The 23411-nt window shown below is 74.2% G+C and carries 21 protein-coding genes; 11 read left to right on the plus strand and 10 right to left on the minus strand.

Annotation, left to right across the window (positions count from 1 at the left end; all coding sequences use genetic code 11):
* Positions 1-2: 2 nt before the first annotated feature.
* A complete protein-coding gene (locus AB0O21_RS05730) occupies positions 3-563 on the minus strand; it encodes an HXXEE domain-containing protein (protein ID WP_365166630.1) in 561 nt (186 codons plus the stop codon).
* Positions 560-1507 (minus strand): AEC family transporter, encoded by a 948-nt coding sequence (locus AB0O21_RS05735; RefSeq protein WP_365166632.1) that lies wholly within the window; start codon positions 1505-1507, stop codon positions 560-562. Before AB0O21_RS05735 ends, AB0O21_RS05730 begins: the two co-directional genes overlap by 4 nt.
* 86 nt (positions 1508-1593) lie before the next feature.
* On the opposite strand from AB0O21_RS05735, the gene AB0O21_RS05740 reads away from it, so the two are divergent.
* Positions 1594-2937, plus strand: coding sequence for a histidine kinase (locus AB0O21_RS05740; RefSeq protein WP_365166634.1), 1344 nt, complete (start codon positions 1594-1596; stop codon positions 2935-2937).
* A complete protein-coding gene (locus tag AB0O21_RS05745) occupies positions 2934-3614 on the plus strand; it encodes a response regulator transcription factor (RefSeq protein WP_365166636.1) in 681 nt (226 codons plus the stop codon). The genes AB0O21_RS05740 and AB0O21_RS05745 overlap by 4 nt, the downstream gene beginning before the upstream one ends.
* Before the next feature lie 28 nt (positions 3615-3642).
* On the opposite strand, the gene AB0O21_RS05750 is transcribed toward AB0O21_RS05745, so the two are convergent.
* The gene (locus AB0O21_RS05750; RefSeq protein ID WP_365166638.1) at positions 3643-5430 is read right to left on the minus strand and encodes a TerD family protein; all 1788 of its coding nucleotides are present in this window, start codon (positions 5428-5430) and stop codon (positions 3643-3645) included.
* A 219-nt stretch (positions 5431-5649) separates the two neighbouring features.
* Here AB0O21_RS05750 and AB0O21_RS05755 point away from each other — a divergent pair, with 219 nt between their 5' ends.
* Together AB0O21_RS05755 and AB0O21_RS05760 are read left to right on the plus strand one after the other, a co-directional pair.
* Positions 5650-6711 carry an alpha/beta hydrolase gene (locus AB0O21_RS05755; protein WP_365166640.1) on the plus strand — a complete coding sequence of 354 codons (1062 nt, stop codon included), beginning with the start codon at positions 5650-5652 and terminating at the stop codon, positions 6709-6711.
* Positions 6708-7928 carry an acyltransferase gene (locus AB0O21_RS05760; RefSeq protein ID WP_365166642.1) on the plus strand — a complete coding sequence of 407 codons (1221 nt, stop codon included), beginning with the start codon at positions 6708-6710 and terminating at the stop codon, positions 7926-7928. Before AB0O21_RS05755 ends, AB0O21_RS05760 begins: the two co-directional genes overlap by 4 nt.
* 86 nt (positions 7929-8014) lie before the next feature.
* Here the strand turns inward: AB0O21_RS05760 and AB0O21_RS05765 are convergent, their stop codons facing one another.
* The gene (locus tag AB0O21_RS05765) at positions 8015-8437 is read right to left on the minus strand and encodes a DUF350 domain-containing protein (protein WP_365166643.1); all 423 of its coding nucleotides are present in this window, start codon (positions 8435-8437) and stop codon (positions 8015-8017) included.
* A 96-nt stretch (positions 8438-8533) separates the two neighbouring features.
* Here AB0O21_RS05765 and AB0O21_RS05770 point away from each other — a divergent pair, with 96 nt between their 5' ends.
* The gene (locus tag AB0O21_RS05770) at positions 8534-10282 is read left to right on the plus strand and encodes a GNAT family N-acetyltransferase (RefSeq protein ID WP_365166646.1); all 1749 of its coding nucleotides are present in this window, start codon (positions 8534-8536) and stop codon (positions 10280-10282) included.
* Between the two features lie 39 nt (positions 10283-10321).
* On the opposite strand, the gene AB0O21_RS05775 is transcribed toward AB0O21_RS05770, so the two are convergent.
* Positions 10322-12307, minus strand: a complete 1986-nt coding sequence (locus tag AB0O21_RS05775; RefSeq protein ID WP_365166648.1) for an AMP-binding protein — start codon at positions 12305-12307, stop codon at positions 10322-10324.
* A gap of 149 nt (positions 12308-12456) precedes the next feature.
* On the opposite strand from AB0O21_RS05775, the gene AB0O21_RS05780 reads away from it, so the two are divergent.
* The 3 genes from AB0O21_RS05780 (at position 12457) to AB0O21_RS05790 (ending at position 15667) form a co-directional block, all read left to right on the plus strand.
* On the plus strand, positions 12457-14379 hold the full coding sequence (locus AB0O21_RS05780; protein WP_365166650.1) for an ABC transporter ATP-binding protein: 1923 nt from the start codon (positions 12457-12459) through the stop codon (positions 14377-14379).
* 7 nt (positions 14380-14386) lie between these two features.
* Positions 14387-14773, plus strand: coding sequence for a VOC family protein (locus AB0O21_RS05785; protein ID WP_365166652.1), 387 nt, complete (start codon positions 14387-14389; stop codon positions 14771-14773).
* A gap of 96 nt (positions 14774-14869) precedes the next feature.
* Positions 14870-15667, plus strand: a complete 798-nt coding sequence (locus AB0O21_RS05790; RefSeq protein ID WP_365166654.1) for a hypothetical protein — start codon at positions 14870-14872, stop codon at positions 15665-15667.
* Positions 15668-15672: 5 nt separating this feature from the next.
* Here the strand turns inward: AB0O21_RS05790 and AB0O21_RS05795 are convergent, their stop codons facing one another.
* Positions 15673-16038, minus strand: a complete 366-nt coding sequence (locus AB0O21_RS05795; protein ID WP_365166656.1) for a hypothetical protein — start codon at positions 16036-16038, stop codon at positions 15673-15675.
* 227 nt (positions 16039-16265) lie between these two features.
* Here AB0O21_RS05795 and AB0O21_RS05800 point away from each other — a divergent pair, with 227 nt between their 5' ends.
* Positions 16266-17150: a sigma-70 family RNA polymerase sigma factor gene (locus AB0O21_RS05800; protein ID WP_365166658.1), complete on the plus strand. Its 885-nt coding sequence runs from the start codon at positions 16266-16268 to the stop codon at positions 17148-17150.
* Between the two features lie 30 nt (positions 17151-17180).
* Here AB0O21_RS05800 and AB0O21_RS05805 read toward each other — a convergent pair whose 3' ends face one another.
* Complete coding sequence (locus AB0O21_RS05805; protein ID WP_365166661.1) at positions 17181-17891, minus strand: FCD domain-containing protein; 711 nt, start codon at positions 17889-17891, stop codon at positions 17181-17183.
* A gap of 131 nt (positions 17892-18022) precedes the next feature.
* On the opposite strand from AB0O21_RS05805, the gene AB0O21_RS05810 reads away from it, so the two are divergent.
* Entirely contained in the window at positions 18023-18538 is a 516-nt protein-coding gene (locus AB0O21_RS05810) for a gluconokinase (RefSeq protein WP_365166663.1), read from the plus strand.
* Here the strand turns inward: AB0O21_RS05810 and AB0O21_RS05815 are convergent.
* The 3 genes from AB0O21_RS05815 to AB0O21_RS05825 all read right to left on the minus strand — a co-directional run bounded on the left by AB0O21_RS05815 (position 18524) and on the right by AB0O21_RS05825 (position 21733).
* Positions 18524-19558 (minus strand): hypothetical protein, encoded by a 1035-nt coding sequence (locus tag AB0O21_RS05815; protein ID WP_365166665.1) that lies wholly within the window; start codon positions 19556-19558, stop codon positions 18524-18526. The two genes, AB0O21_RS05810 and AB0O21_RS05815, sit on opposite strands and share 15 nt — an antisense overlap.
* A 62-nt stretch (positions 19559-19620) precedes the next feature.
* Positions 19621-20925, minus strand: coding sequence for a cytochrome P450 (locus AB0O21_RS05820; RefSeq protein WP_365166667.1), 1305 nt, complete (start codon positions 20923-20925; stop codon positions 19621-19623).
* Positions 20926-20971: 46 nt separating this feature from the next.
* Positions 20972-21733, minus strand: coding sequence for a hypothetical protein (locus AB0O21_RS05825; RefSeq protein ID WP_365166669.1), 762 nt, complete (start codon positions 21731-21733; stop codon positions 20972-20974).
* A gap of 140 nt (positions 21734-21873) precedes the next feature.
* On the opposite strand from AB0O21_RS05825, the gene AB0O21_RS05830 reads away from it, so the two are divergent.
* Positions 21874-23409: an MFS transporter gene (locus AB0O21_RS05830; protein ID WP_365166672.1), complete on the plus strand. Its 1536-nt coding sequence runs from the start codon at positions 21874-21876 to the stop codon at positions 23407-23409.
* The last annotated feature ends 2 nt before the right edge of the window (positions 23410-23411 follow it).

Consider the following 23411-nt stretch of genomic DNA (forward strand, 5'->3'; position numbering starts at 1 on the left):
GGTCAACGAGCCGGTGCCGCCGAGGGGTGCGACCGGATCGACCGGATCCGGCGGGCCGCGGCGTGCGAGGCGACCACGGCGGCGCCGGCCAGCGCCAGGCCCCGGGCCAGGTCGCGCGGCCGCGTGGGCCGCAGCACCCCGGCTCGGCGCAGCCGGCCGCGCGCCCACAGCGTGAAGGGGACCACCAGCAGCGGCGAGGTGACCACCCCGGGCGTGTAGCCGCGGGTGGCGGCGGCCTGTGCGAGGTGGACGAGGCCGTGCAGTCCGAAGCCGTTGAGGGAGTCCTGGTAGAAGGCCGAACGCCCGCCGGTGCGGTACCCGTCGGCGGCGGCCGCGGCGACGACGAGCCCCATCACCCCGACGGCGGTGGCGAACTCGCGCCCGTCCACGTCTTCGAGGCGCCGCCAGATCCGGTCGGGCAGGTAGGGGTGGCGTGCGCGCAGGGCCGGGACGCGGGTGCGGGACCAGCGGGCCATGGTGGCGGCCTCTTCGAGGTCGTGCACGGTCCAGGCGGCGAGCAGGCCGAGGGTGGCGGCGCCCGCGGGTACCGAGGTTTCGCTCATGGGACGACAGTCTGCAACCAGAGCGGCAGCAGCAGGAGGGAAATCACCGAACTCTTGATCACGAGGGAGGCGGAGAGATCGACGCCCACGTCGTAGCGCTGGGCGAAGATGAACAGGTTCTGCGGGGTGGGCATGGCGGCGATCAGGACCAGGTACGCCAGCCAGTCGCCCCGCACGCCGAACAGCATCCCGCACACCGCCCAGGTCAGCAGCGGGAACGCCAGGCACTTGAAGCCGATGAGCGCCAGCTCCTCGCGCGTGGTGCCCCGGACGTCCAGGCCGAGGCCGCCGAGGTGGAGGCCGAGGGCGAACAGGGCCACCGGGGAGGCGCTGTCGCCGACGAAGGCGGCGCCGTCCAGGACCACGGCCGGGACGTGCACGGAGAGCAGGTTCAGCAGGATGCCCGCGTTGCAGGAGAGCACCAGCGGGGTGGTCAGGGAGGCGCCTACGGCGCGGGAGAGGCGCCGGCCCGGGCCGCCTTCGAGGGGGCCCGCCCGGCCGAGTTCCATGAGGGAGATGACGACGAGGGACAGCACGCAGACCTGGAACAGCAGGATCGGGAAGATCGGCGCGGCCGTCCCGAAGACGGTGATGAAGACGGGGACGGCGAAGTAGGCGGTGTTCACCTGCACGCCGCCCATCACGCGGAGCGCGACGGCCCGCGGGTCCCGTACGGAGTTGGCGACCGAGGCCGCGGCGACCAGCGCCACCGCGAGGGCCGCGGCGGCCGCGTACCCGCCGATCGCCCGCCAGTCGAAGAGGGCGCCGAGGTCGCTGGCGTAGATGTTGCCGAAGAGGTAGCAGGGGACGGCGAAGAGGAACGCGTAGTCGGAGAAGGCCTTGGACGCCTCCGCCGGAACGATTTTGCGGCGCGCCAGCAGCACCCCGCCGCCGAAGGCCAGCAGGACCGGCAGCAGTTTCTCCAGCGCGGCTGCCCCACCCATGCGTACCGGACTCCCCCGTGATCGACCGGCCAGCAGCCTACCGGTACCCCCGTTCCCGGAGCGGCCGCGCATAGGCTGGACCGATCATGAGCGACAGACCCCGCATCCGGCTGGGCGGCCGGACCCGTGAACGCCTCCGCACTCCCAGGGCAGCCGGACCCGGCGCGCCGGCGCAGCTCGGCGTGGTGCTGCGCACGCCCGCGCGCGCGGCGGAGCCCTTGTTCGCCCAGGCGCCCAAGTTCTGGCAGCGGATGCTGCCCTACGCGGTCGTCGGCGTCTTCGTGGTGACGCTGCTGCCGGTGACCATCGCCGTGCTGACCGGCGACTACGGGGCGGACGGCGGCTGGTCGGGCGCGCTGGGCGTGGCGCAGACCGTGCCGCTGCTGCTGGCCGTGACCCGGCCGGTGCCCGCCTGGGCGCTGGTCCTCTTCGCGGACACCTTCGGCGCTGTGCTGCTGGCCCACGCGGACAAGGTGGCCGGGCACCCCTGGCCGTGGCCGCCGATGACCATCGTCGGGTACCTGGCGCTGATGGCCTGCATGGGGCTGCGCGAGTCCATCCGGACCCTGGTCGGGGTGTGGCTGGCGACCGGAGCGGTCGGGGCGGTGCTCGGCAGCTTCTTCCAGCCGGCGGGCACGACGAACACCGCCGCCCTGCTGTTCGTGCTCTCCGGGGTGGTGCTGGCGCTGACGGGCGCCCTGCGCGGGCTCGGGGACGCCCAGCGGCGGATCGCCGAGCAGGAGAGCATCAGCGAGGCGGAGCGGGCCCGGCGCACGCTGCTGGAGGAACGGGCCCGGATCGCACGGGAGTTGCACGATGTGGTGGCCCACCACATGTCGGTGATCACCGTGCAGGCGGATTCGGCGCCGTACCGGCTGCCGGGCATGCCGGAGCCGGTACAGGAGGAGTTCGCGGTGATCGCGGCCAGTGCGCGGGAATCGCTCGGTGAGATGCGGCGGCTGCTGACGGTGCTGCGCGGCGACGGTACGGAGCGCGCCGAGGGCGAGAAGGTTCCGCAGCCGGGGATCGACCGGGTGCAGCAGCTGGTGGAGGCGACCGTACGGGCGGGGCAGCCGGTGGAGCTGTCCCTGGCGGCGGGCGCGGCCGGGGCGGCGCCGCCGGCCGTGGACCTGTCGGCGTACCGGATCGTGCAGGAGGCCCTGGCCAATGTGGTGCGGCACGCGCCGGGGGCGGAAACCCGGGTCTCGGTGACCGCCGACGAGGACGAGGTGCTCGTGGTCGTGGTCAACGGCCCTGCCCCGGGTGCCGTGGTGGCGCTGGAGGGTTCGGGCACGGGGCACGGTCTGGTGGGGATGCGCGAACGCGTACGGTTGACGGGTGGGACGCTGGACACCGGTCCGCTTCCCGACGGCGGATTCCGCGTCGCCGCCCGCCTGCCCCTGAAGGACGCGACGGAGGACGCAAGTTGACCATCCGGGTGATCATCGTCGACGACCAGGCCATGGTGCGGGCGGGGTTCGCCGCCCTGCTGTCGGCGCAGGCCGACATCGATGTGGTGGGCGAGGCTCCCGACGGGCGCCAGGGGGTGCAGGTGTCCCGCTCGACGCATCCCGACGTGGTGCTGATGGACGTGCGGATGCCGGAGATGGACGGCCTCACCGCCGCCCGGGAGCTCCTCGACCCGCCGCCGGGGGTGGTGCACCGGCCGAAGGTGCTCATGCTGACCACCTTCGACATCGACGACTACGTGTACGAGGCCCTGCGCGCCGGCGCCTCCGGCTTCCTCCTCAAGGACGCCCCGCCGGCCGACCTGATCGCGGCGGTCCGCGTCGTCGCCTCGGGCGAGGCGCTGCTGGCCCCGTCGGTGACGCGGCGGCTGATCGCGGACTTCGTCCAGCAGCGGCCGGCCCCGCGCAAGGACCCGGCGCTGCGGCTGAACGGGCTGACCCCGCGCGAGACCGAGGTGCTGGAGCTCATCGCGCGGGGGTTGTCGAACCAGGAGATCGCCGGCCATCTGGTGCTGGCGGAGCAGACGGTGAAGACCCACATCGGACGGGTGCTGGCCAAGCTCGGCCTGCGCGACCGGGCGCAGGCCGTGATCTTCGCGTACGAGGCGGGGCTGGTACGGCCGGGCGACTCCGGCTGACGGACGCGCCGCGTCCGGCGGAACGGGATCAGTCGGCGACGTCGACGCCGTAGGCGCGGGCCAGCTCCGCCAGGCCGTGGTCGTGGCCCTGGCCGACGGCGCGGAAGCGCCACAGCGGGCCGCGCCGGTAGATCTCGGCCAGCAGCATGGTGCGTTCGGTGGTGGCGGCGTCCACGGCGGCCCGGGCCAGGGGCATCGCCCCGGTGCCGGGCGCCGCGGTGATCTGTACCGCGCCGACGTCGCCGAAGGTGAGCGTGCCGTCGATGGCGGCGCAGACCACGACCTTGCGGGCGGCCGGGGGCATGGCGGCGAGGTCGACGCTGATCGTCTGCTCGGTCGGGCCGTCGCCGAGCAGCCGTACGGACCCGTTGGGGCTTTCCGGGGCTCCGTAGAAGACGAAGTCCTCGTCGCAGGCGACCTGTTCGTCCTCGTCCACGACGAAGGCGACGACGTCGATCTCACCGCTCGTCTGCTGTGCCCAGGAGACCCCCACGTCCCAGCGGGTGCCTTCGCCGGTGACGGGGAGGTCGACCACTCCGCCGCAGGGGAGCGTGCGCGGGGACCGGGACCGCTCGTCCGGGGCGGGAACGGCCCGCACGCCGGGCGCGGCGAGCCAGTCGGCGTCGTGGGTCGGGAGGAGGAGGGAGGAGATCCGGGCCATCCGCCGGTCGTTCTCACCCCCGGGGAGGAGTACGACGTCCGTGACGCTCGCGGAGAGGTTGATGGCGGCCGATCCGCCGAGCGCGACGATACGGGCACGGGCCTCGGCCGCGGACTCGTGGGCTCCGCCCAGGACGAGGACGCGCCGCCCGGCCAGGGGCTTGGACTCGGTCGTGGCGGGCTCGGGCGTGCGCGCGGCGGGCACGGACGCCGTCGCCGGGGCGGCAGCCGGCTTCTCGTGCGGGGTGCCGGGGCGTACGTCGTCCAGCAGTTGGAGGAAGGCGCGCTCGTCGAGGATGACGATGCCCTCGGCGACCGCCCTGCGGCCCTTGGCCGACGCCGAAGGGGAGTCGTTCGTGACCAGGGCGCTGGTGTAGCGGCTGACGGACTGCATCACGTTCAGGCCGGCGGCGGAGGACCGCACCGCCAGTTCAGCCCGACCGGTCTCGGTTTCGCCGGTGATGGCGATCTTCATGCCCTGGACCAGCGGATCGCCCGGAGCGAGCTTCCCCGGATTGCGGTAGGCGCACGGCGTCTTGGGGGGCTGCGGTGCGTACCGCGCGTTCTGCCGTGGCGGGCAGGCCACCAGCGGCAGCGCCAGGTCCAGCCGGGCCGCCTCGGCGAGGGAGGCGCGGAGGATCCCGGCCAGCACGCGGGTGTCGTCCAGGGCGTCGTGGGCCTGCGTTTGGGGCACCCCGTAGTGGGCGGCCAGCGTGCCGAGCCGCATGTCGTCCGTCGGCGGGTCCACCCGCCGGTTCAGCGCCAGGGTGCACAGGCGGCGCGCCACCGGCAGGTGCACTCCGGCGCGCGCGAACTCGTGGGCCAGGAAGTCGTAGTCGAACTGGGCGTTGTGGGCGACCAGGACCCGGTCCCGCAGCATCTCCGCGATCCGACCGGCGACCTGGTCGAAGGTCGGCGCCCCGCTCAGCCGCTCCGGTGTCAGCCCGTGGACGTGCACGGGACCGGGGTCGCAGCCGGGGTCGAGCAGGGTCGAGAACTCGCCGGTCTGCCGCCCGTCCTTGTCGATGGTCACCACCGCGATCGACAGCACCCGGTCCCGGCGTGCGACCAATCCCGAGGTCTCCACGTCCACCAGCGCCCAATCGAGGGCGTAGTCAAGCAGGTTGGACGTGTCGGGAGCGCTGGAGGAAGTCATGGGGCAAGCATGATCCGAAAGCGGCCGCGGCCTCAAGCCGAATCCGATCAACGTCCACATATCGGAAGCCGCCGGGCTCGGTGCTCTCCGGCGCGGTCTCCTCCACCCCCTACCGGGGTATGACATCCGACTTGGCTCCACGGTCCGACGTCCGCTCCGGTACCTCCTTCCTACCTTCCCCCTCGTCACGGAGCTCGTCACGAGGAAGGGAGTTGGGGCATGCGCCGCTTCGGGAGGACGCTGGTCACGGCCGCGCTGGCGGTGACCGTCGTCGCGGGGACCGCGGGATGGGCGTCCGGGGACAGCCAGCGGGCGGTCACCGGGCCGCCGCCGGGGGTCGCCGCCTGGCGCGCGGACGCGGTGTCGGGCCGGGCGCTGCCCGATCCGGCGGGCGCGACCCCGCGCGAGGTGGCCCGGTTCTTCGCCGGTCTGGACGATGCCGCGCGGCGCGAGCTCGTACGGTCGCATCCGCTGGTGGTGGGGAACCTGGACGGGGCGCCGCTCGCCCTGCGGTACGAGGCCAACCGGATCGCCGTCACGGCCACGGGTGAGGCCCGGTACGCCTCGCTCGCCGCGCCGGGCCGGCAGATCCTCGCCTTCGACCCGCGCGGCCGGGGGCAGGTGGCGGAGGTGTTCGGGGACCTGGAGCGGGCGGGGCACGTATCGGTGATCGTGCCCGGCTCGGACAACGACGCCGGCAACTACGACGCCGGGCGCAAGCCGAACACGGGCCCGGCCGGGATGGCCCGGGCGCTGCGCGCGGCGACCGGGGCGGCCGCGGCGGCCCCGGATTCCGTGGCGGTGATCGCGTGGATCGGGTACACGACCCCGGTCGGGGTCGGTCTGGACGCGGCCGACGGCCGCCTCGCCGAGGCCGGGGCGGCCCGTCTGGCCCGCTTCACCGCCGGGCTGGACGCGGTCGGCGCGCCCGACCCGGTGCTGTTCTGCCACAGCTACGGCTCGGTGGTCTGCGGGCTCGCCGCCCGGGACACGGACGCCGCCGACATCGTGGCCTTCGGCTCCCCCGGCATGCGCGCCGGCACCGCCGCCGCCCTGCGCACCGGAGCACGCGTGTGGGCGGCCCGGGGCCCCTCCGACTGGATCGCCGACGTGCCGAACGTCGAGTTCGCCGGGATCGGCCACGGCGCCGACCCCACCTCCCCGGCCTTCGGAGCCCGCCGGGTGCCGGCCGCCGACGTACAGGGCCACACCGGCTACTTCATGCCCGGCACCCAGTCCTTGGCGGCGTTCGCCGCGATCGCGAAGGGAGACGTCCGATGAGCGCCCTCACCACTCTGCGGCGCACCGCCGACCGGATCGACCGGCAGACCCCCGCCCATCGCGACCGGGCGGTCGACGGGCTGCGCGCCCTGGCGCTGCTCGCCGTGCCCACCGGCCACTGGCTGCTCGGCGGATTCACCCTCGACGCGGACGGCGGCCTGCACAACGCCAGCCCGCTGTCGGCCTTCGGCGGACTCGCCCCGGCCGGCTGGGTGCTCCAGATGCTCGGCATCTTCTTCCTGGTCGGCGGGTACGCCTCGGCGCTTTCCTACGGCCGCCGCAAGGGGTCGACGGGCGCCTGGCTGAAGGGCCGGATCGCCCGGCTGGGGCGGCCGGTGCTCGGGGTGACCGCCGTGTGGGCGCTGGCCGCGCCCGTGCTGTACGCGGCCGGGGTGCCGGAGGCCACGCTGCGCACCGGGGCGACGCTGGTGATCCAGCCGCTGTGGTTCGTCGGGGTGTACGTGGTGATCACCGCGCTGACCCCGTACTGCGTGCGGGCGGCGCACCGGCTCGGCGGGTGGGCAGCGGCCCCGCTGCTGGGTTCGGTCGCCGTGGTGGACTTCCTGCGCTACGGGCCGCTGTCCGACACCGTGCCCTCCTGGCTGTCCCTGCTGAACGTGCTGCCGGGCTGGCTGTTCGCGTACCAGCTCGGCGTGTCGTGGGGCGAGCGGCGGATCGGCCGGCGCGGGGCCTGGCTGCTGCTGGCGGGCGGGACGCTGCTGTTCGCGGTGCTGCTGGTGGTCTTCCACTACCCGGCGTCGATGGTCGGCGTACCGGGCGAGGCGCGCACCAACTCGCACCCGCCGTCGCTGCTGGTACTGGCCCTGGCCGCGGCCCAGTCGGGGGCGGCGATCCTGCTGCGGGACCGGCTGGCGGCGCTGCTGGCGCGGCCGGCGGTGTGGGCTCCGGTGGTCGTGATCAACTTGTGCGCGATGACGATCCTGTGCTGGCACCAGACGGCCATGCTGGCGGCGGCCGTTCCCGGTTCCTTCGTGGGCGGGCTGGCGGGGCTGACCACGGCTCCGGACAGCCTGGGGTGGATCGCGGCGCGGGTGGCGTGGATGCCGGTGTTCGCGGTGCTGCTGGTCGGCATCGCCCGGTACGCGCGCCGGTTCGAGAACCCGCCGCGGGCGGCGGTCAGGGGCCGCGCGGTGCGGCGGACCGTGGCGGGGCTGCTGGCGGCGGGGTTCGCGGTGTTCGCGCTGGGCCTGGCGTAGCGCCCGGCCCGCCGGAGCACCCGTACATGACGAGAGCGCCGCTCCCCACCGGGAGCGGCGCTCTCGTCATGCCGTATGGCGATCCGTCAGGCGATCGACGCGGCGACGATGGCGGCCACGGCCAGGTTGCAGGAGGCCGTGACCCACACCGCCGGGTGCGGCTCGGGGTCGACCACGATCGCGCCGAGCTTGCCGGGGGTCACCAGGTCCAGCACCAGGAAGGCCACCGCCATCAGGACCAGGCCGAGCACGCCGAAGGCCGCCGTCGAGGCCAGGCCCTTGCCGAAGTCGTCGTACGTCGTCCAGATCGAGGTGAAGACGATGCCGCCGATGCCGAGGAGCGCGGAGCTGAGCAGCACGGCGGCGTTGCGGTTGCGCTCTTCCCAGATCTGCTTGGGCAGCTTCCCGGGCGTCAGCACGTCCACGAGGACGATGCCGAGGATCAGCAGGACCAGGCCCAGGGCGCCGTAGGCACTCGTCCGGCCAAGTCCGTTGATGATGTCGCTCATTGAGAAGCCTGTCTCCGCGTGGGTGGGATAAGTATGTGCCGGGGGCTGGCCGAATGTATCGCACGGCCCTGCGGCGGACCATGGGGAGGTCGGCAATTGGTAAAGGTCAGGGCCGCACAGGCGGACGAGGCGGAGGCCCTCACGGGGCTGGTGATGCGGTCGAAGGCGCACTGGGGGTACGACGCCGCATTCCTCGCCGCGTGCGCCGAAGACCTGCGGATCCGGCCCGAGGACGCCGAGGCCCGCAGGATCGTGGTGGCCGAGGACGAGCGCGGGACGGTGCTCGGGCTCGCCTCCCTGGAGGGGGATCCCCCACGGGCCGTCCTCGGGCTGCTGTTCGTGGAGCCGGCGGCCATCGGGCGGGGCGTGGGCCGGCTCCTGTACCGGGACGTGCTGCGCCGGGCCGCGGACCTGGGCGTGCGCACCCTCGTGATCGACTCCGATCCGCACGCGGCCGGGTTCTACCGGGCCATGGGGGCGGACGAGTCGGGCGAGCGGGACGGCCTGGTCCGCTTCGAGGCGGCGCCGGCCCCGGTACCGGAGTGGGCGCGGGTCTGGGGAGGCGGGCACGGAGCCGTACACATCGGCAATGTCGCGGAGTTCAACACGCAGTTCCAGGAGGTGTCCCTCGGCCGCGGGCAGCGCGGCGCCCACCACTACTCGTGCCTCGCCGCCTTCTACACCCCGTGGCCCGCCGCCCTGGTGCTGCCCGCCGAGGTGCCGCGGGTGTGGGCCGAGCTGGTCGGCCGCTGCCTGGGCTGGGAGGGCGTCGAGGTGTACGACGGGGTGCTGGCGGACGAGGACCCCGGGCTGTCCGACGCGGTACGCGCCCATCCGGCGCTCGCCGGACATCTGGAGGAGCTCGGGCTGCCGCTCGTACCGTGGGGGCAGAGCGAACCCTTCGCGCGGCTCGCCGGGCGGAGGTGGAACCCCCGGTCCCTGCGGTACGAGTCGAAGGCCGCCGCACACGCCATGTTCGGCCGGATCGTGGACGACGGCGGCCACCCGGGCATCCTGTTGCCGTTGCAGTGGCGGGCCCGGACCCGGCGGCAGGCCCGGCGCCTGCTGGCGGCCCGGGTCACGGCCGGACAGACCACGGTGCTGAAGACCCGGCACGGCGTGGGCGGTTCGGGCACCACGGTGGTCACCCCGCGCACTGTCGCGCAGGCCGGCGGGATACGTGCGGTGATGCGCCGGCTGCCGCGCGGGCCGTTGCTGGTGGAGGAGTACGTGCCCGCCCCGGTCGGCGCGGACGGGGTACGGGACCTGAACTACAACGGGTTCGTCGACGGTGCGGGTCGCGTGCACGAGGTGGGCGTGGCGCTGATGGACGTGGCGGGCACCTGCTACCAGGGTGCCACGGTGGGCCCGGGTGCCGTGCCCCCGTGGGCGGAGAAGCCGATGCTGTCCTTCGGCGAGGCGGTTGGCCGGGAACTGGCGGCGGTGGGCTACCGGGGCTGGTTCGACGTGGACTTCGTCGCCGACGACCGGGGCCGCCTCGCGCCCACCGAGACCAACCTGAGACTGACCGGTCCTTCGGTGGCCTTCATGGTCCGCACCCGGCTCGACGAGCTGCGCGGCGGCGCCCACCTGGTGCGGGTCATGGACCGCGTCGAGCTGGGCGCCCGGCTGCCCGAAGTCCAGCTGGAGCGGCTGCTGACGACGATGACCGACGGCTGCGCGGCCCTCGGCGCGCAGTTCCTCCCCGCCATCGCGACCGCCGCGTTCGACCCGGCCCCGTGGCTGGGGGCCGTGGTCGCGGCCCGTACGGCCGAGGCGTTGGCGGAGGCGGGGCAGCTGGTCCGGACTCGGGCACGGCAGGTCGGGGACATGTTCGCGGGATGACCGGCCGGTCCGGGTGCCGGACCACCGCGCACGGGCCGGTCACTCGTCGAAGTGGAAGGGGTCCGGGGGCTTGTGCGCGACGAAGACCATGATGACGGCGCCCGCGATCATCAAGGGGATGTTGAAGAAGTAGACCAGGGTCGCCTGGGTGGCCCAGTCCGTCTTGGCGGCGAGCCGGTAGGAGTTGTCCTGCGGCATCCAGGAGGCGAGCACGTAGACCACGGACAGGTGGGCGGCCGTGGTCAGCCGGGGCGACCGGCCCTGGCGCGCCATCGCATCGCGGCCGCCGGCGAGGAAGGCCATGCCGGTCGCGAAGGCCAGCCACTCGAAGAGGTACAGGATGAAGAACAGCCCGTTATAGGGCGACGGCACCCCGCTGAGGTCGGTCGAGCCCGTCCACGCCCCGTACGTCAGGACCACCGCCAGCACCAGGGCGATCGGGAACGTCACGCAGCCGCGCAGGCAGCTGCTCGACGGGCCCTCGGGTGCGTTCGGCCTCGTGTAGCGGTCGCCCCGCTTCCCGCCGGCGACGTTCTGGGCGCTGCGCGGCAGGGGCAGGGCCTCGCGGTCCTCCTGCCCCACCCGGTTGCGCGGCAGCTCGGGCAGACGGATCACCGCCTGGGGGACGTCCTGGGGAGAGAGCTTGCCCTTGAGCCGTCTGCCCAGGGCAGCCGTGTCGGGCAGACCTGCGTCGGCCGGCCCCGGGTAGGCGACGGGGGCGAGGTAGGCGGCGAGCGTGGGCCCCTTGTCCTCCAGCACGATCGTGCGGACCAGCACCGAGCCGACCGCGTGCTCGCCCCGGATGACGCTCTCGATCCGGTGGGCGTCGACGCGCCTGCTTCCCAGCCTGAGCACGTCCCGGGCCCGGCCGGTGTACTCCAGGAGTCCGTCCGGGCGCAGCAGGCCGTGGTCACCGGTGGGAATCGCGTCGCCTCCCCCTGGCGGTGTCAGGTGTATCTCCTCGCCGCGCAGCTCCACCCGGCAGCCGGGAAAGGCGGTGCCGATGAGCGAGACGCCCTCCGGCGCCGACTCCGGGTGGGTCAGCCGCGCGATGTCGAACCAGGTGCCGCAGCCGGCCGCCTCGGTGACGGCATATACGTTGAGCAGGCGTGCGCCCGGGCTCAACCGCGCCTGGTAGGTGACCTGTTCATCGAGGAACAGCCGGTCGCCCGAGACGGTGACGAGCCGCACCGTCGTCAGGTCGGCGATCCCCCGGGACTTCTTCTCGACCGGGCTCCAGTCGGGGCCGAGCAGCCAGGCCGCACCGGACGGATCGGTGTGCACCACGGAGACCCGGCCGGTCCCGAGGGCGCTCCGCGCATTGCCGGCGATGCCTGGCCCGCCGACCGGGAACACCAGGGCGCCTCCGCTGCACAGGGCCCTGGTCCAGCCCGCCGCGAACGCGGGCGCGTCGTACCGGGTGTGGATCAGGTGCCGGTCCCCGGGGGTGAACCCGCCTATTTCGGCCCAGCCTGCGTACGCGGCGGCGAGGCGGTCGTGGCCGATCAGCACGGGGCGGGAGGCCGCGCCGGCGAACAGTACGGCGGCGTCCGGTGCCGGGACGGTGTCCGGCGGCTCCGGGTCGTGCGCGTCGATCTGCCGCGCCTGCTGGTCCACCGCGATGACGACCGCGTCGCCACTGACGTCCAGCCGGGGCACCTGCGCGGTGTGGGTCAGGACGGCGAACGGCCGTACCGCCTTGAGCTGGCCTTTGGCGGTCCGGGCGGATTCCAGGTCCACCACGGCGTACGTGCCGCCGGCCTTGAGCACCGCGAGGAGCCCGACCACCAGGTCGCCCCCGCGGCCCATGGCCAACGCCACCGTCGCCCCGGCGGGCATCGCGGCCTCCAGGAGATGACGGGCCAGCCGGTTGGCCCGCTGGTCGATCTCCGCGTAGCTCGAGTCAGTGGAGCCGTCGAGCACGGCGCAGGCGTCGGGGGTTGCGCCGGCCCACTGCTCGAAGCGGACGAGAACGGTATCGATGGTGCGGGGCCCGGAGTTGGTCGACTCGGATTCCTGCGTCATGCGCCGATGATGCCACCGCATACCGACACGCACGATAGTCCGTCTGCTGTAAGGGAGTTGGAGGCCCGGCACTCGAACGGAAGTCGGTCCGCGAAGCGCTCGGGAGACCCCTTGACCTCAATCATGGTCGAGGTCTTAGCGTTCGGGTCATGGACATGGAAGTCACCGCCTGGACCTCGCTGCACAGTGCGATCAACGCCCAGCAGGACCGTCGCCCGCTCTCGGCGGCGAGCCTGCGCCGCGTCGCCGCCTTCGCCCGCCCGCACCGCCGCGGGCTCACCTTCTTCCTGCTGCTGAGCGTGGTCACCGCCCTGCTGGCGGTGGCCACCCCGGTGCTCGCCAGCCGGGTCGTCGACGCCATCGTCGCCGGCCGGGACAGCGGCACCGTCGTCCGGCTCGCGCTGCTCATCGCGCTGATCGCGGTCGCCGAGGCGGGCCTGGGCCTGCTGACCCGCCGCCTGTCCGCGACGCTCGGCGAGGGGCTGATCCTGGATCTGCGGACGGCGGTCTTCGACCACGTGCAGCGGATGCCGGTCGCCTTCTTCACGCGGACCCGGACGGGCGCCCTGGTCAGCCGGCTCAACAATGACGTGATCGGTGCCCAACGGGCCTTCAGCAACACCCTGTCGGGGGTGGTCGCGAACACCGTGACCCTGCTGCTGACCCTGGTCGTGATGCTCAGCATCTCCTGGCAGATCACCCTCCTCGCACTGGTGCTGCTGCCCGTGTTCGTGCTTCCGGCCCGCCGGATGGGCGCGCGGATGGCGGGGATGCAGCGGGAGGCCTCCGCGCTGAACGCCGCGATGGGCACCCAGATGACCGAGCGGTTCTCCGCCCCGGGCGCGACGCTCGTCAAGCTCTTCGGGCGGCCCTCGGACGAGTCAGCCGAGTTCGCGGCCCGGGCGGCGCGGGTGCGCGACATCGGGATCCGCACGGCGATGGCCCAGTCGACCTTCATCACGGCCCTCACCCTGGTCTCCGCCCTGGCCCTCGCCCTCGTCTACGGGCTCGGCGGCTTCTACGCCCTGCGCGGGACCCTGGACGCCGGTTCCGTCGTCGCCCTCGCCCTTCTCCTGACCAGGCTCTACGCCCCGCTCACCGCGCTCGCCGGCGCCCGCGTCGAGGTGATGAGCGCCATGGTCAGCTTCGAGCGGGTCTTCGAGATCCTCGACCTGAAGCCGCTGATCGCCGAGAAGCCGGACGCCCGCCGGGTCCCGGAGGGGCCGGTGGCCGTGGAGTTCGACGCGGTCTCCTTCGGCTACCCCTCCGCCGACAAGGTCTCGCTCGCCTCCCTGGAGTCGGTCGCCACCCTCGACACCCGGGGCGGCACGCAGGTGCTGCACGAGGTGTCCTTCCGCGCCGAACCCGGCCAGATGATCGCCCTGGTGGGCTCGTCCGGCGCCGGCAAGTCGACCATCGCCCAGCTGCTGCCGCGGCTGTACGACGCCGACGCGGGCGCGGTCCGGCTCGGCGGGATCGACGTACGGGACCTCACCGCCGACTCGATCCGCGAGACGCTCGGCATGGTCACCCAGGACGGGCACCTCTTCCACGAGTCGGTACGGGCGAACCTGCTGCTGGCCAGGCCCGACGCCGCCGAGGAGGAGATCTGGGAAGCCCTGCGCCGCTCCCGCCTTGACGGGCTCGTCGCCTCGCTGCCGGACGGGCTGGACACGGTCGTCGGCGAACGCGGCTACCGCCTCTCGGGCGGAGAGCGGCAGCGGCTGACCATCGCGCGGCTGCTGCTGGCCCGGCAGCGGGTGGTGGTCCTCGACGAGGCCACGGCCCACCTGGACTCCACCTCGGAGGCGGCCGTGCAGGAGGCCCTGGGCGAGGCGCTCGCGGGCCGGACCGCGGTGGTGATCGCGCACCGGCTGTCAACCGTACAGGCGGCGGACCTGATCCTGGTCGTGGAGGACGGCCGGATCGTGGAACGGGGCACGCACACCGAGCTGCTGGCGGCGCGGGGACGGTACGAGGAGCTGTACCGCACCCAGTTCGCGGCGGCCGACGCTGCACCGGGCGACACGGTGCCCGCCCCGGGCGGCGCGGTACCGGCCCCGGGCGCATGATGCTGTGATGGACATCAAGCTGGAGCTCGTCGCCGTGCCCGTCACCGATGTGGACCGGGCCAAGGCCTTCTACGAGCGGATCGGCTTCAACGCCGACCACGACGTGACCGTGAACGAGGACATCCGCTTCGTGCAGCTGACCCCGCCGGGGTCGGCCTGTTCGATCGCGATCGGCAAGGGGCTCACCCGGATGACCCCGGGATCACTGGACAACATGCAGGTCGTCGTCACCGACATCGAGGAGGCGTACGCCGACCTCCGGGGCCGGGGCATCGAGGTGACCGAGATCCAGGACATGCCCTGGGGCTCCTTCGTCTACTTCTCCGACCCGGACGGCAACGGCTGGGCAGTCCAGCAGACCACGCCCCGCGACGCGGCCGGGCCTCCGGCGTAGCGGGCCGCGCGGCGCGCTCACGCAATCGGGCGAACGGGGGCCCGGCTGCGGAGCGCGTCCCGCCCGCCGGCGGCCCGCCCTGGGAGGGTCCGACGGATGATCACCATGATTGCGGTGGTGGCGGTCGCGCTCCTCGGGTCGTTCGCCGCCAACCGGTATCTGCGGCCCAGAGTGGTGAGCGACGAAGACCCGGGGATGAGCGTCCGCGAGCTGATCGGGCCCATGCAGACGCTGACCGTGCTGCTCCTGGCCTTCGTCCTCGCGACCTCGGCCGCCTCCTACAGCAAGGCCGACGACGCAGCGCGCGCCGAAGCGCACGCGCTCGACCACCTCGCCGAAGTGGCCTCGTACCTGCCGGAGTCCCACCGCGCCCGGCTGCAGAGCGGTGTCGTGTGCTACGCCCGCGCCGTGCGGCACATGGAGTGGCCGACGATGGCGAACGGCCGGAGCTCCTCCGGACCCGGTGTGTGGAGCGCCGATTTCCGCCGGACGTTCCGGGAGCTGCGGGCCGATCAGTCCTTCGGCATGCTCGTCGCCGCCGACGAGAACCGCTCCGCGGAACGCCAGCAGCGCCTCGCCCAGGCCAGTCCCACCATCCCGGGGCCCATCATGTGGTTCCTGCTGACCGCCCTGGCCCTGACCATTCTGGGCCTCGGCGTCTCCATCCCCCACCGGAACAACGGCGCACAGCTGGCCGCGCTCACCGTGATCACGGCCCTGCTCACCAGCGCCCTCGTGATGATCTACACGATCGACCGGCCGTTCGCCGGCTTCATCCACATCGCGCCCACGGCCATCCACGAGATCGAGCGGGAAACCCTCCACGACCTCGCCGCCGCCCGGCCCGGGGCGCCGCTCCCCTGCGATGACTCGGGCCGGCGGACGGCGGGTTGACCCCGTCAGTTCTCCGCGGCGGCAGGGGCGGGCACCTCGGCGTGGTGGTGGTCGAGCTCCCACGCGTGGTGCTTGAACTCGTGGCGGAAGTCGGTGTGGTCCTCCCACTGGCGGGCGATGCCGCGCAGGACGTCCCAGTTGTGCTCCACCGACTGGTCGATGACACGGCGCATGGCCGGCTCGGCCGACTCGCGCTTCTCCAGCAGGCCCTTGATCGCGGAGGCCTCCAGGACGGCGTTGCGCAGTGCGCGCAGCGCACGGCCGGTGTCGTCCATGGAGAATCCGTACTCGCTCCCCGTCTCCGCGTCGAACAGCGGGGTGAGCCGCGCTTCGATGAACGCGGTGATCCGCTCGAAGTGCTGCACATCCATCAGGGGCTCCTTCTCCTGCCGGGACACCCTTCGGCCCGGCGTTTTCGCTCGGTTCTGCTGTTCGGCGCCATTATGCCGGGCGCGGGCGGCCCGGCCGGTGGTGCCGGCCTCCGGCGGCGGCCGGCCCGATGGGCCCGCCGGTCCTCAATTCCCTGTCACACGCGGCCAGATCGGCGATATGGCGATGATCTATTTTGATCATCTACTGCCACGAAGGGACCACACAGGTGGACGCGAGTTCAAGACTGACCGAGCGCTTCGAGGAGCACCGCTCTCATCTGCGAGCGGTGGCCTACCGGATGCTCGGTTCACTCAGCGAGGCCGAGGACGCCGTCCAGGAGACCTGGCTGCGCCTGAACCGCTCCGACACCAGCGAGGTCGAGAACCTCGGCGGCTGGCTGACCACCGTCGTGTCGCGGCTGTGCCTGAACATGCTGCGCAGCCGCGAGACCCGGCGCGAGGAATCCATCGACGCGTACCCGACCGACCCGGCCGCCGGCCGCGAGGACGGGGTCGATCCCGAGCAGGAGGCGGTGCTGGCCGACTCGGTGGGGCTGGCGCTGCTGGTCGTGCTCGACAAGCTCGCGCCGGCCGAGCGGCTCGCGTTCGTCCTGCACGACATGTTCTCCGTGCCCTTCGAAGAGATCGCCCCGATGGTCGAGAAGACCCCGGCCGCGACCCGGCAGCTGGCCAGCCGCGCGCGGCGCCGGGTCAAGGGCGCCCCGCTGGTGCCCGACGCCGATCTGGGCCGTCAGCGTCGCGTGGTGGACGCCTTCCTTGCGGCCACCCGCGGCGGGAACCTCGACGCCCTGGTCACCCTGCTCCACCCCGACGTGCTGCTCACCGCCGACAAGGCGGTCATCCCGTCCGCCGCCGCGATCGTCGTCAGCGGCGCCCTTCCGGTGGCCACGGGTGCGATGGCCGCCATGCAGCGGGCCCAGGCCACTCAGACGGCGCTGGTCGACGGCGTGGTCGGCCTGGCGATGGCCCCGCTCGGACAGCTGTTCCTGGTGCTCCGGTTCACCGTGGTGGACGACCTGATCACCGCGATCGACGTGGTGGCCGAGCCGGAGGCGCTGCACGCGATCGACATCGCCGTGCTCGACGCCTGACCCGCGGCCGGCGCGGGGCGCTCAGGGGGTTCAGGGCGCGAGGACGTCCAGTTCGTCCAGGGCGCCCATCGTGATCTGCCGGGTCAGCGCCTCGGCGCGGGCCGCGTCACCCTCCCGTACGGCTTCGGCCACCTGTACGTGGAGGGTGACGGCGGCCGGGTCGGGATCGTGGAACATGACCTCGTGCTCGGTGCGGCCGGTCAGCACCTCGGCGACCACGTCCCCGAGGCGGGCGAACATCTCGTTGCCGGAGGCGTTGAGCACGACCCGGTGGAAGGCGATGTCGTGGCGCAGATAGCGCTCGAGCTGGTGGCCGCGCGAGGTGCGGACCATGCCCAGGGCCGCCTCGGTGAGCTCGGCGCACTGCTCCGGGGTGGCCAGGGTCGCGGCCAGTCCGGCCGCGACCGGCTCGACCGCCGAGCGCAGCACGGTCAGGGAGCGCAGCTGCCGGGGGCGGTCGCTGCCGGCGAGCCGCCAGCGGATGACGCGCGGGTCGTAGACGTTCCACTCCCCGATGGGGCGCACGGTGACCCCGACCCGGCGGCGGGATTCGACGAGGTGCATCGATTCCAGTACGCGGACCACCTCGCGGACCACCGTGCGGGAGGCGTCGAACCGTTCGGCGATCTCGTCGGTGCGCAGGACGCTGCCGGGCGGGTGGGCGCCGGCCGTGATCGCGAGGCCGAGGGTGTCCAGCACACGGGAGTGGAGGCCCTGGCCGGGACTGCCTTCGGTGGTCATGGCGTCAGCGTACGGTGACGGCCCCGCGAAGAACAGATGCGACGTTTTACACCCCCACCCTTGAATACGTAGTACTTAATGCGCTTCAGTGGTGAGGCACGAACGATGCCGACGAACACAGCGAGGTGGGCGTGAGCACCCAGCGCGTCATAGTGGTGATGGGCGTGGCCAGTACGGGCAAGACCACCGTGGGCGGGCTGCTCGCGGAGGCGCTCGGCGTTCCGTACGCGGAGGGCGACGCGTTCCACCCCGCGGCCAACGTGGCCAAGATGTCCGCCGGCACCCCGCTGGAAGACGCCGACCGGTGGCCGTGGCTGGACTCGATCGGCGAGTGGATCCGCAACAGTGCGCGGCTGCGCGGCGGAGTCGTCGCGGCCTCGTCGCTCAAGCGCGTCTACCGCGACCGGCTGCGCGCCCCGGCGCCTGGAGCGGTGTTCGTCCACCTCACCGGTGAGCGGCCGCTGATCGAGAGGCGGATGTCGGCCCGCAAGGGCCACTTCATGCCCGCCTCCTTGCTGGACTCGCAGTTCGCCACGCTGGAGCCGCTCCAGGCGGACGAACTCGGCGTCACCGTGGACGTGTCCGGATCCCCCGCGGAAGTCACCGAGAAGGCGCTGGCCGCTCTGCGCCTGTCACTCGTCCTGTAGCTGCGCGGCGGCGAGGGCGAGGCCGACGGCCGCCGTCCCGCAGCGGTCGGCGAGGGTCGCGACCTCGGCCCGCAGGCCGTCGGCCTCCGGGGCGTGCCATCCCGGCGCGGCGGCCGCCGCGCGCAGCCGGACCGCGTGCGAACGCAGCGCGGTGGCGTGGTCGCACAGGCCGGGCCGGCCTTCGGCCGCCGGGCGGGGCGCCCGGCGGGGCAGCTGCCCGGTGGCCCGGCGGCGGGTGAAGGCGGGTTGCCGGGCGGGAACAGGCCGGGCGGCGGGTCGGCCGCCGGGGGCGCGTCGGCCGGCGGGACGTTCCGCGGGGCGTTCGGCGGGGCGTTCCGACAGGCCCTGGCCCCGGTCGCAGAAGGCCCGGAAGGCGGCGCCGAGCCCGAGGAGCGGTTCGGCTGCCTGGGCCCGCCCGGTGGCGATCTGCCAGCCGGCGTGGTCGTTGAAGGGGTTCGTGTCGGTCAGGGCGTTCCAGGCGAGGATGTCCGCGAAGTACGGGGAGAGCAGCCCGAAGGCATGCTCCGCTCCCTGGTCGCGCATGACGTGCCGGAACCGCCGGACCGCCTCGGCCTGCCGGCCCTCCGCGACCGCCTGGAGGACGGCCGCGGCCCCGGGATCCTCGAGGAGTTCGGGACGGTCCGCGCTCGCGGCCCGGATCCTGGCCCGGAGCCCGCAGACCGCGATGCTGATCGCGAGGCTCTCCCGGCCGGCCAGGATCCCCGCGAGCCGGCCCGCGCGGGCCGCGCCCCGGCCGCGCGGGGCCCAGCCGAGGCCCGCCGGATCGGTGAGCGTGCGCAGCAGGGTGCGCCAGCCGAGCCGGTGATGGCCTCCGCGGGCGAGGGCCGCGGCGGGCAGCCGGGGGCCGAGTGCGAGTGCGGAGGCGTGGCGGGCGGCTTCGCCGACCGCGTCGGCGGCCTCGGCGAGCGCGCGGCACAGGGCGTCGAGCAGGTCGGCGTCCTGGTCGCGGGAGGCGGGGTACGACGAGGACGCGGAGGACGCGGTCGCGGCGTCGGGCATGGGTTCCTCTTGTGGTTGGCCAGGGGGAGGGAGGACTGGGAGGACTGAGGGGTGCGGCGCCGTCAGCGGCGGGTGAGGGTGAGCCGGATGGTGCCCGGGTCGAGCGTGGCCGGCAGGGGGCCCACCGGGTCCAGCACGGGCCGGGCGCCGGCGAGGCGGTGGCCGCGGAGCACCTCGGCGCAGAACGCCGCGGTGATCATGAGGCCGAGCTGGTCGCCCGGGCAGCGGCCGCCGCCGTGGCTGAAGGGCGCGATCCGGATGTCCCGGTCGGCGTCGGGGTTCTTCCACCGGCCCGGCACGAACACGTGCGCGGCCGGTACCCGCTCGGGATCGCGCTGGAGGAACGCGGCGGGCAGCAGTACGGAGGTGCCGGCCGGGTAGCGCACGCCCCGCCACTCGGTCTCGGCGCGGGTGACGCGGATCAGGTCGGGCACCACGGGGAACAGGCGTAGGGATTCCCGTACGCAGGCCCGCAGCCGGGGCAGTTCGCCGTCGGTCCCGCCCCGCGTGGCTTCCGCCGCGGCCGTGTCCTGTTCGGCGGGGTGCGCGCCGAGCAGGAGCAGGGTCCGCAGCAGGGTGCCCGGGACGGCGTCCATGGCCAGCAGCCAGTGGTGGGCCTGGCGCAGCGGGTCCAGGGCGCCGGCGGGGTCGGACCGGCGGGTGGCCCGGCCGACGAGGGTGCCGTCGTCGGCGTGGGCGGCGTACTCCTGGATGCGGGCGAGGGTCCTCCCGTACACGGTGCGGGCGGCGCGGGCCCGGCCGCCGCGCAGCTGCCGCAGCCAGCCGCCGAGCTCCTCGTCGGAGGCGGCCGCGTCGCCGAGCACGATCCGGCGGGCGGCGCGGTGCACGGCGTGCCGGGCGCGTACGAGGTCGAGGACGCGGGTGGCTGTCAGGTGCGGGGCCTCTTCGGCGACGGCCGCGAGGAAGGCGCCGCACGAGGGGTGCACGGGAACGCCCGCGGCCAGCGCCTCCTCGTTGATCCGGCGGCGCTGGGCGCGCAGTTCGCCGCGGGAGCAGCCGATGCCGGCGGGCTCCTCGGGGCCCAGGCCGCGGCACTTCTCCGGCGGGTCCGCCGCGAGGAGGCTCACGGGTTCGGCGTAGAAGCGGTGCAGGTCAAGCGGGTCGAGCACGACGAGGAAGGTGCGTCCGGACCGGGTGCGCACGAGGGCGGGCCCGTCACCGCGGCGGGCCTTCAGGGCGCGCAGTGCGGCGGCGGAGGCGCGTGGTGTGCCGGTACTGACGAAGCCGCGCAGGCGGGCTCCGAAGGTGGGGGCGGCGGGGGGCGTCCGCCGGTCGGGGGCTTCCGCGCCCAGGGCCCGGACGCGGGCCCTGAGCCCGTCGAGGGCGGCCCCTTGGACCGTACGCATGCGTGTACCTCCGCAGCCGGAACAACAACGGTCGGTGACATCGGCATCACCGTACGTCCCGCCCGGGGAGTGCGCGAGCTCCGGTCCGCGCGAACGCGGCCTCGCGGAAGGCGGAGCGCAGGGGCCGCCGCCCGGCGGCCGTCGGGAGGAGGATCGCCCACCGGTGGAGCCGCAGCGAGATCCACAGGGCCGGGCCGTGGTCCGCCGGGTTGGGGTGGGTCCAGACGCCGTGCGGGGCCGGGTGCCAGAGGAGGCCGCGGGCGGGCGTGAGTTCGCCCGTGCGGATCCGGAGGGACTCGGTGGTCCAGGTGCGGGTGATGGGCGCCGCGCGCTCCGGCGCCGGGGCGAGGAGGTGGCGCAGGAAGCGGATCAGGTCGGCGGGCGGCGCGTGCAGGGTACCGCCGGCGAACCGGGTGCCGGTCATGCCGAGGGGGCGCCAGATCCTGGTGGCGGCGAGCTCCCCGAGGGGACTGCCCGCGAGCCGCTCGGCGAGCCGGGTGAGGGCGTCGGTTCCGCCCGGGTGGGTGAGGAGGTGGTGGGCGGTGGTCCCGGCGGGGGCGTCGGTGTCCCCGTAGGCCGCGAGGGGGGTGTGCAGCCGCAGCGCGCCCTCGTCGACGAGGCTCCCGAGGACCGGCCAGAGCGCCAGCGCCCCGGCCAGCGCGCCGACGTCGGCGACGGCCTCGGCATCGCCGACGGGGCGCGAACCGGCGTGGACGCCGTCGGCGTCGCCCACCGCCCATACCGCCGCCGGGTCGGCGGCCGCCACGAGGGCCCGGATGTCATCGGCCTGGTCGCTCAGGAGCGTCATGGTCACCCACGCTAACGAGCCCCGCGCCCGCCTCCGGCCCGTCGCGTCGGAGTCCGCGCCCCCGCCACCCGAATGCCGGTCCGCCACCCTGCCCCGGCCGCCGGGTGGCCCTTCGCGGCCGCGCGCGCCAGCCTGGGGGCATGACCGCACCCACCGAGCCCGGAGCCCCCGATTCCCCGGGGGTCCCCGGCATCGCGGTCGCGTCTGCGCGCGGCCGGTGGATCCTGCTGACCACCGTGCTCGGGTCGAGCATGGCTCTGCTGGACTCGACGGTGGTCAACGTCGCGCTGCCGCGCATCGGGCAGGACCTCGGCGCCGATCTGGCCGTGCTCCAGTGGACGGTCAACGCCTATCTGCTCACCCTGGCGAGCCTGATCCTGGTCGGCGGGGCGCTCGGCGACCGCTTCGGTCGGCGGCGCGTCTTCGTGCTGGGCGTGGTGTGGTTCGCGGTGGGCTCGCTGCTCTGCGGCATCGCGCCGAACGCCGGGGTGCTGGTGGCCGCCCGCGCCCTGCAGGGCATCGGCGGCGCGCTCCTGACGCCGGGTTCGCTCGCGCTGATCCAGGGCTCGATCCGGGCCGAGGACCGGGGGCGGGCCGTGGGCCTGTGGTCGGGGCTGGGCGGGGTGGGCGCCGCGGTGGGGCCGTTCGTGGGCGGCTGGCTGGTGGACGGGCCCGGCTGGCGCTGGGTGTTCCTGCTGAACGTGCCGCTGGCCGCGGTCTGCGTGCCGGTGGCGCTGCGGCACGTACCGGAGTCGCGGGATCCGCAGGCGCACGGGCGGTTCGACGTGGCCGGTGCGGTGCTGGGCGCGGCCTCGTTGGCGCTGATCACGTACGCGCTGATCGAGGCGCGTTCCGCGGCGGCGCCGGTGGTGGCCGCGGCGGTGGGCGGCGTGCTGCTGGGCGGTGCGTTCATCTGGCTGGAGCGGCGGCGGGCGGAGCCGATGATGCCGCCGGACATCTTCCGGTCCCGGCTGTTCACGGCCGTCAACCTGGTCACCCTGTGCGTGTACGCGGCCATCGGCGGGTTCTTCTTCCTCGTCGTGCTCCAGCTCCAGGTGGTGTCCGGCTACTCCGCGCTGGCCGCCGGGTCGGCGATGCTGCCGACGACCGCGCTGATGCTGCTGCTGTCGGCCCGCTCGGGGGAGCTCGGGGAGCGGATCGGGCCGCGGATCCCGCTCACGGTGGGGCCGCTGGTGTGCGCGGCCGGGACGCTGCTCGCGCTGCGGGTGGGCCCGGACGCCTCGTACTGGGGGGACGTGCTGCCGGCCATGGCCGTAATGGGCCTGGGCCTGGCGACCCTGGTGGCTCCGCTGACGGCGACCGTGCTGGGCTCGGTGGACCCGGGCCGGGCCGGGCTTGCCAGCGGTATCAACAACGCCGCGGCGCGGGCGGCCGGGCTGCTGGCGGTGGCGGCGCTGCCGCTGCTGGCCGGGATGGGGCCGGAGTCGTACCGCTCGCCGGCCCAGTTCGACGCGGCCTTCGGGCGGGCCATGCTCTGGTGCGCGGGGGCGTTCGCGGCGGGCGCCGCCGTGGCCTGGGCGACCGTGCGGTCCCCCGCGCCCGGGGCCTGCCACCCGGAGTGCCAGACGCACTGCGCGGTGGCCGCCCCGCCGCTCGAACCCCCGCGGGAGGCCGACGGGAGGCCGCTGCGCGGGGAAGGCCCGGAACCCGGCTGATC

The organism is Streptomyces sp. NPDC091371 (assembly GCF_040684275.1).
GTDB lineage: Bacteria > Actinomycetota > Actinomycetes > Streptomycetales > Streptomycetaceae > Streptomyces.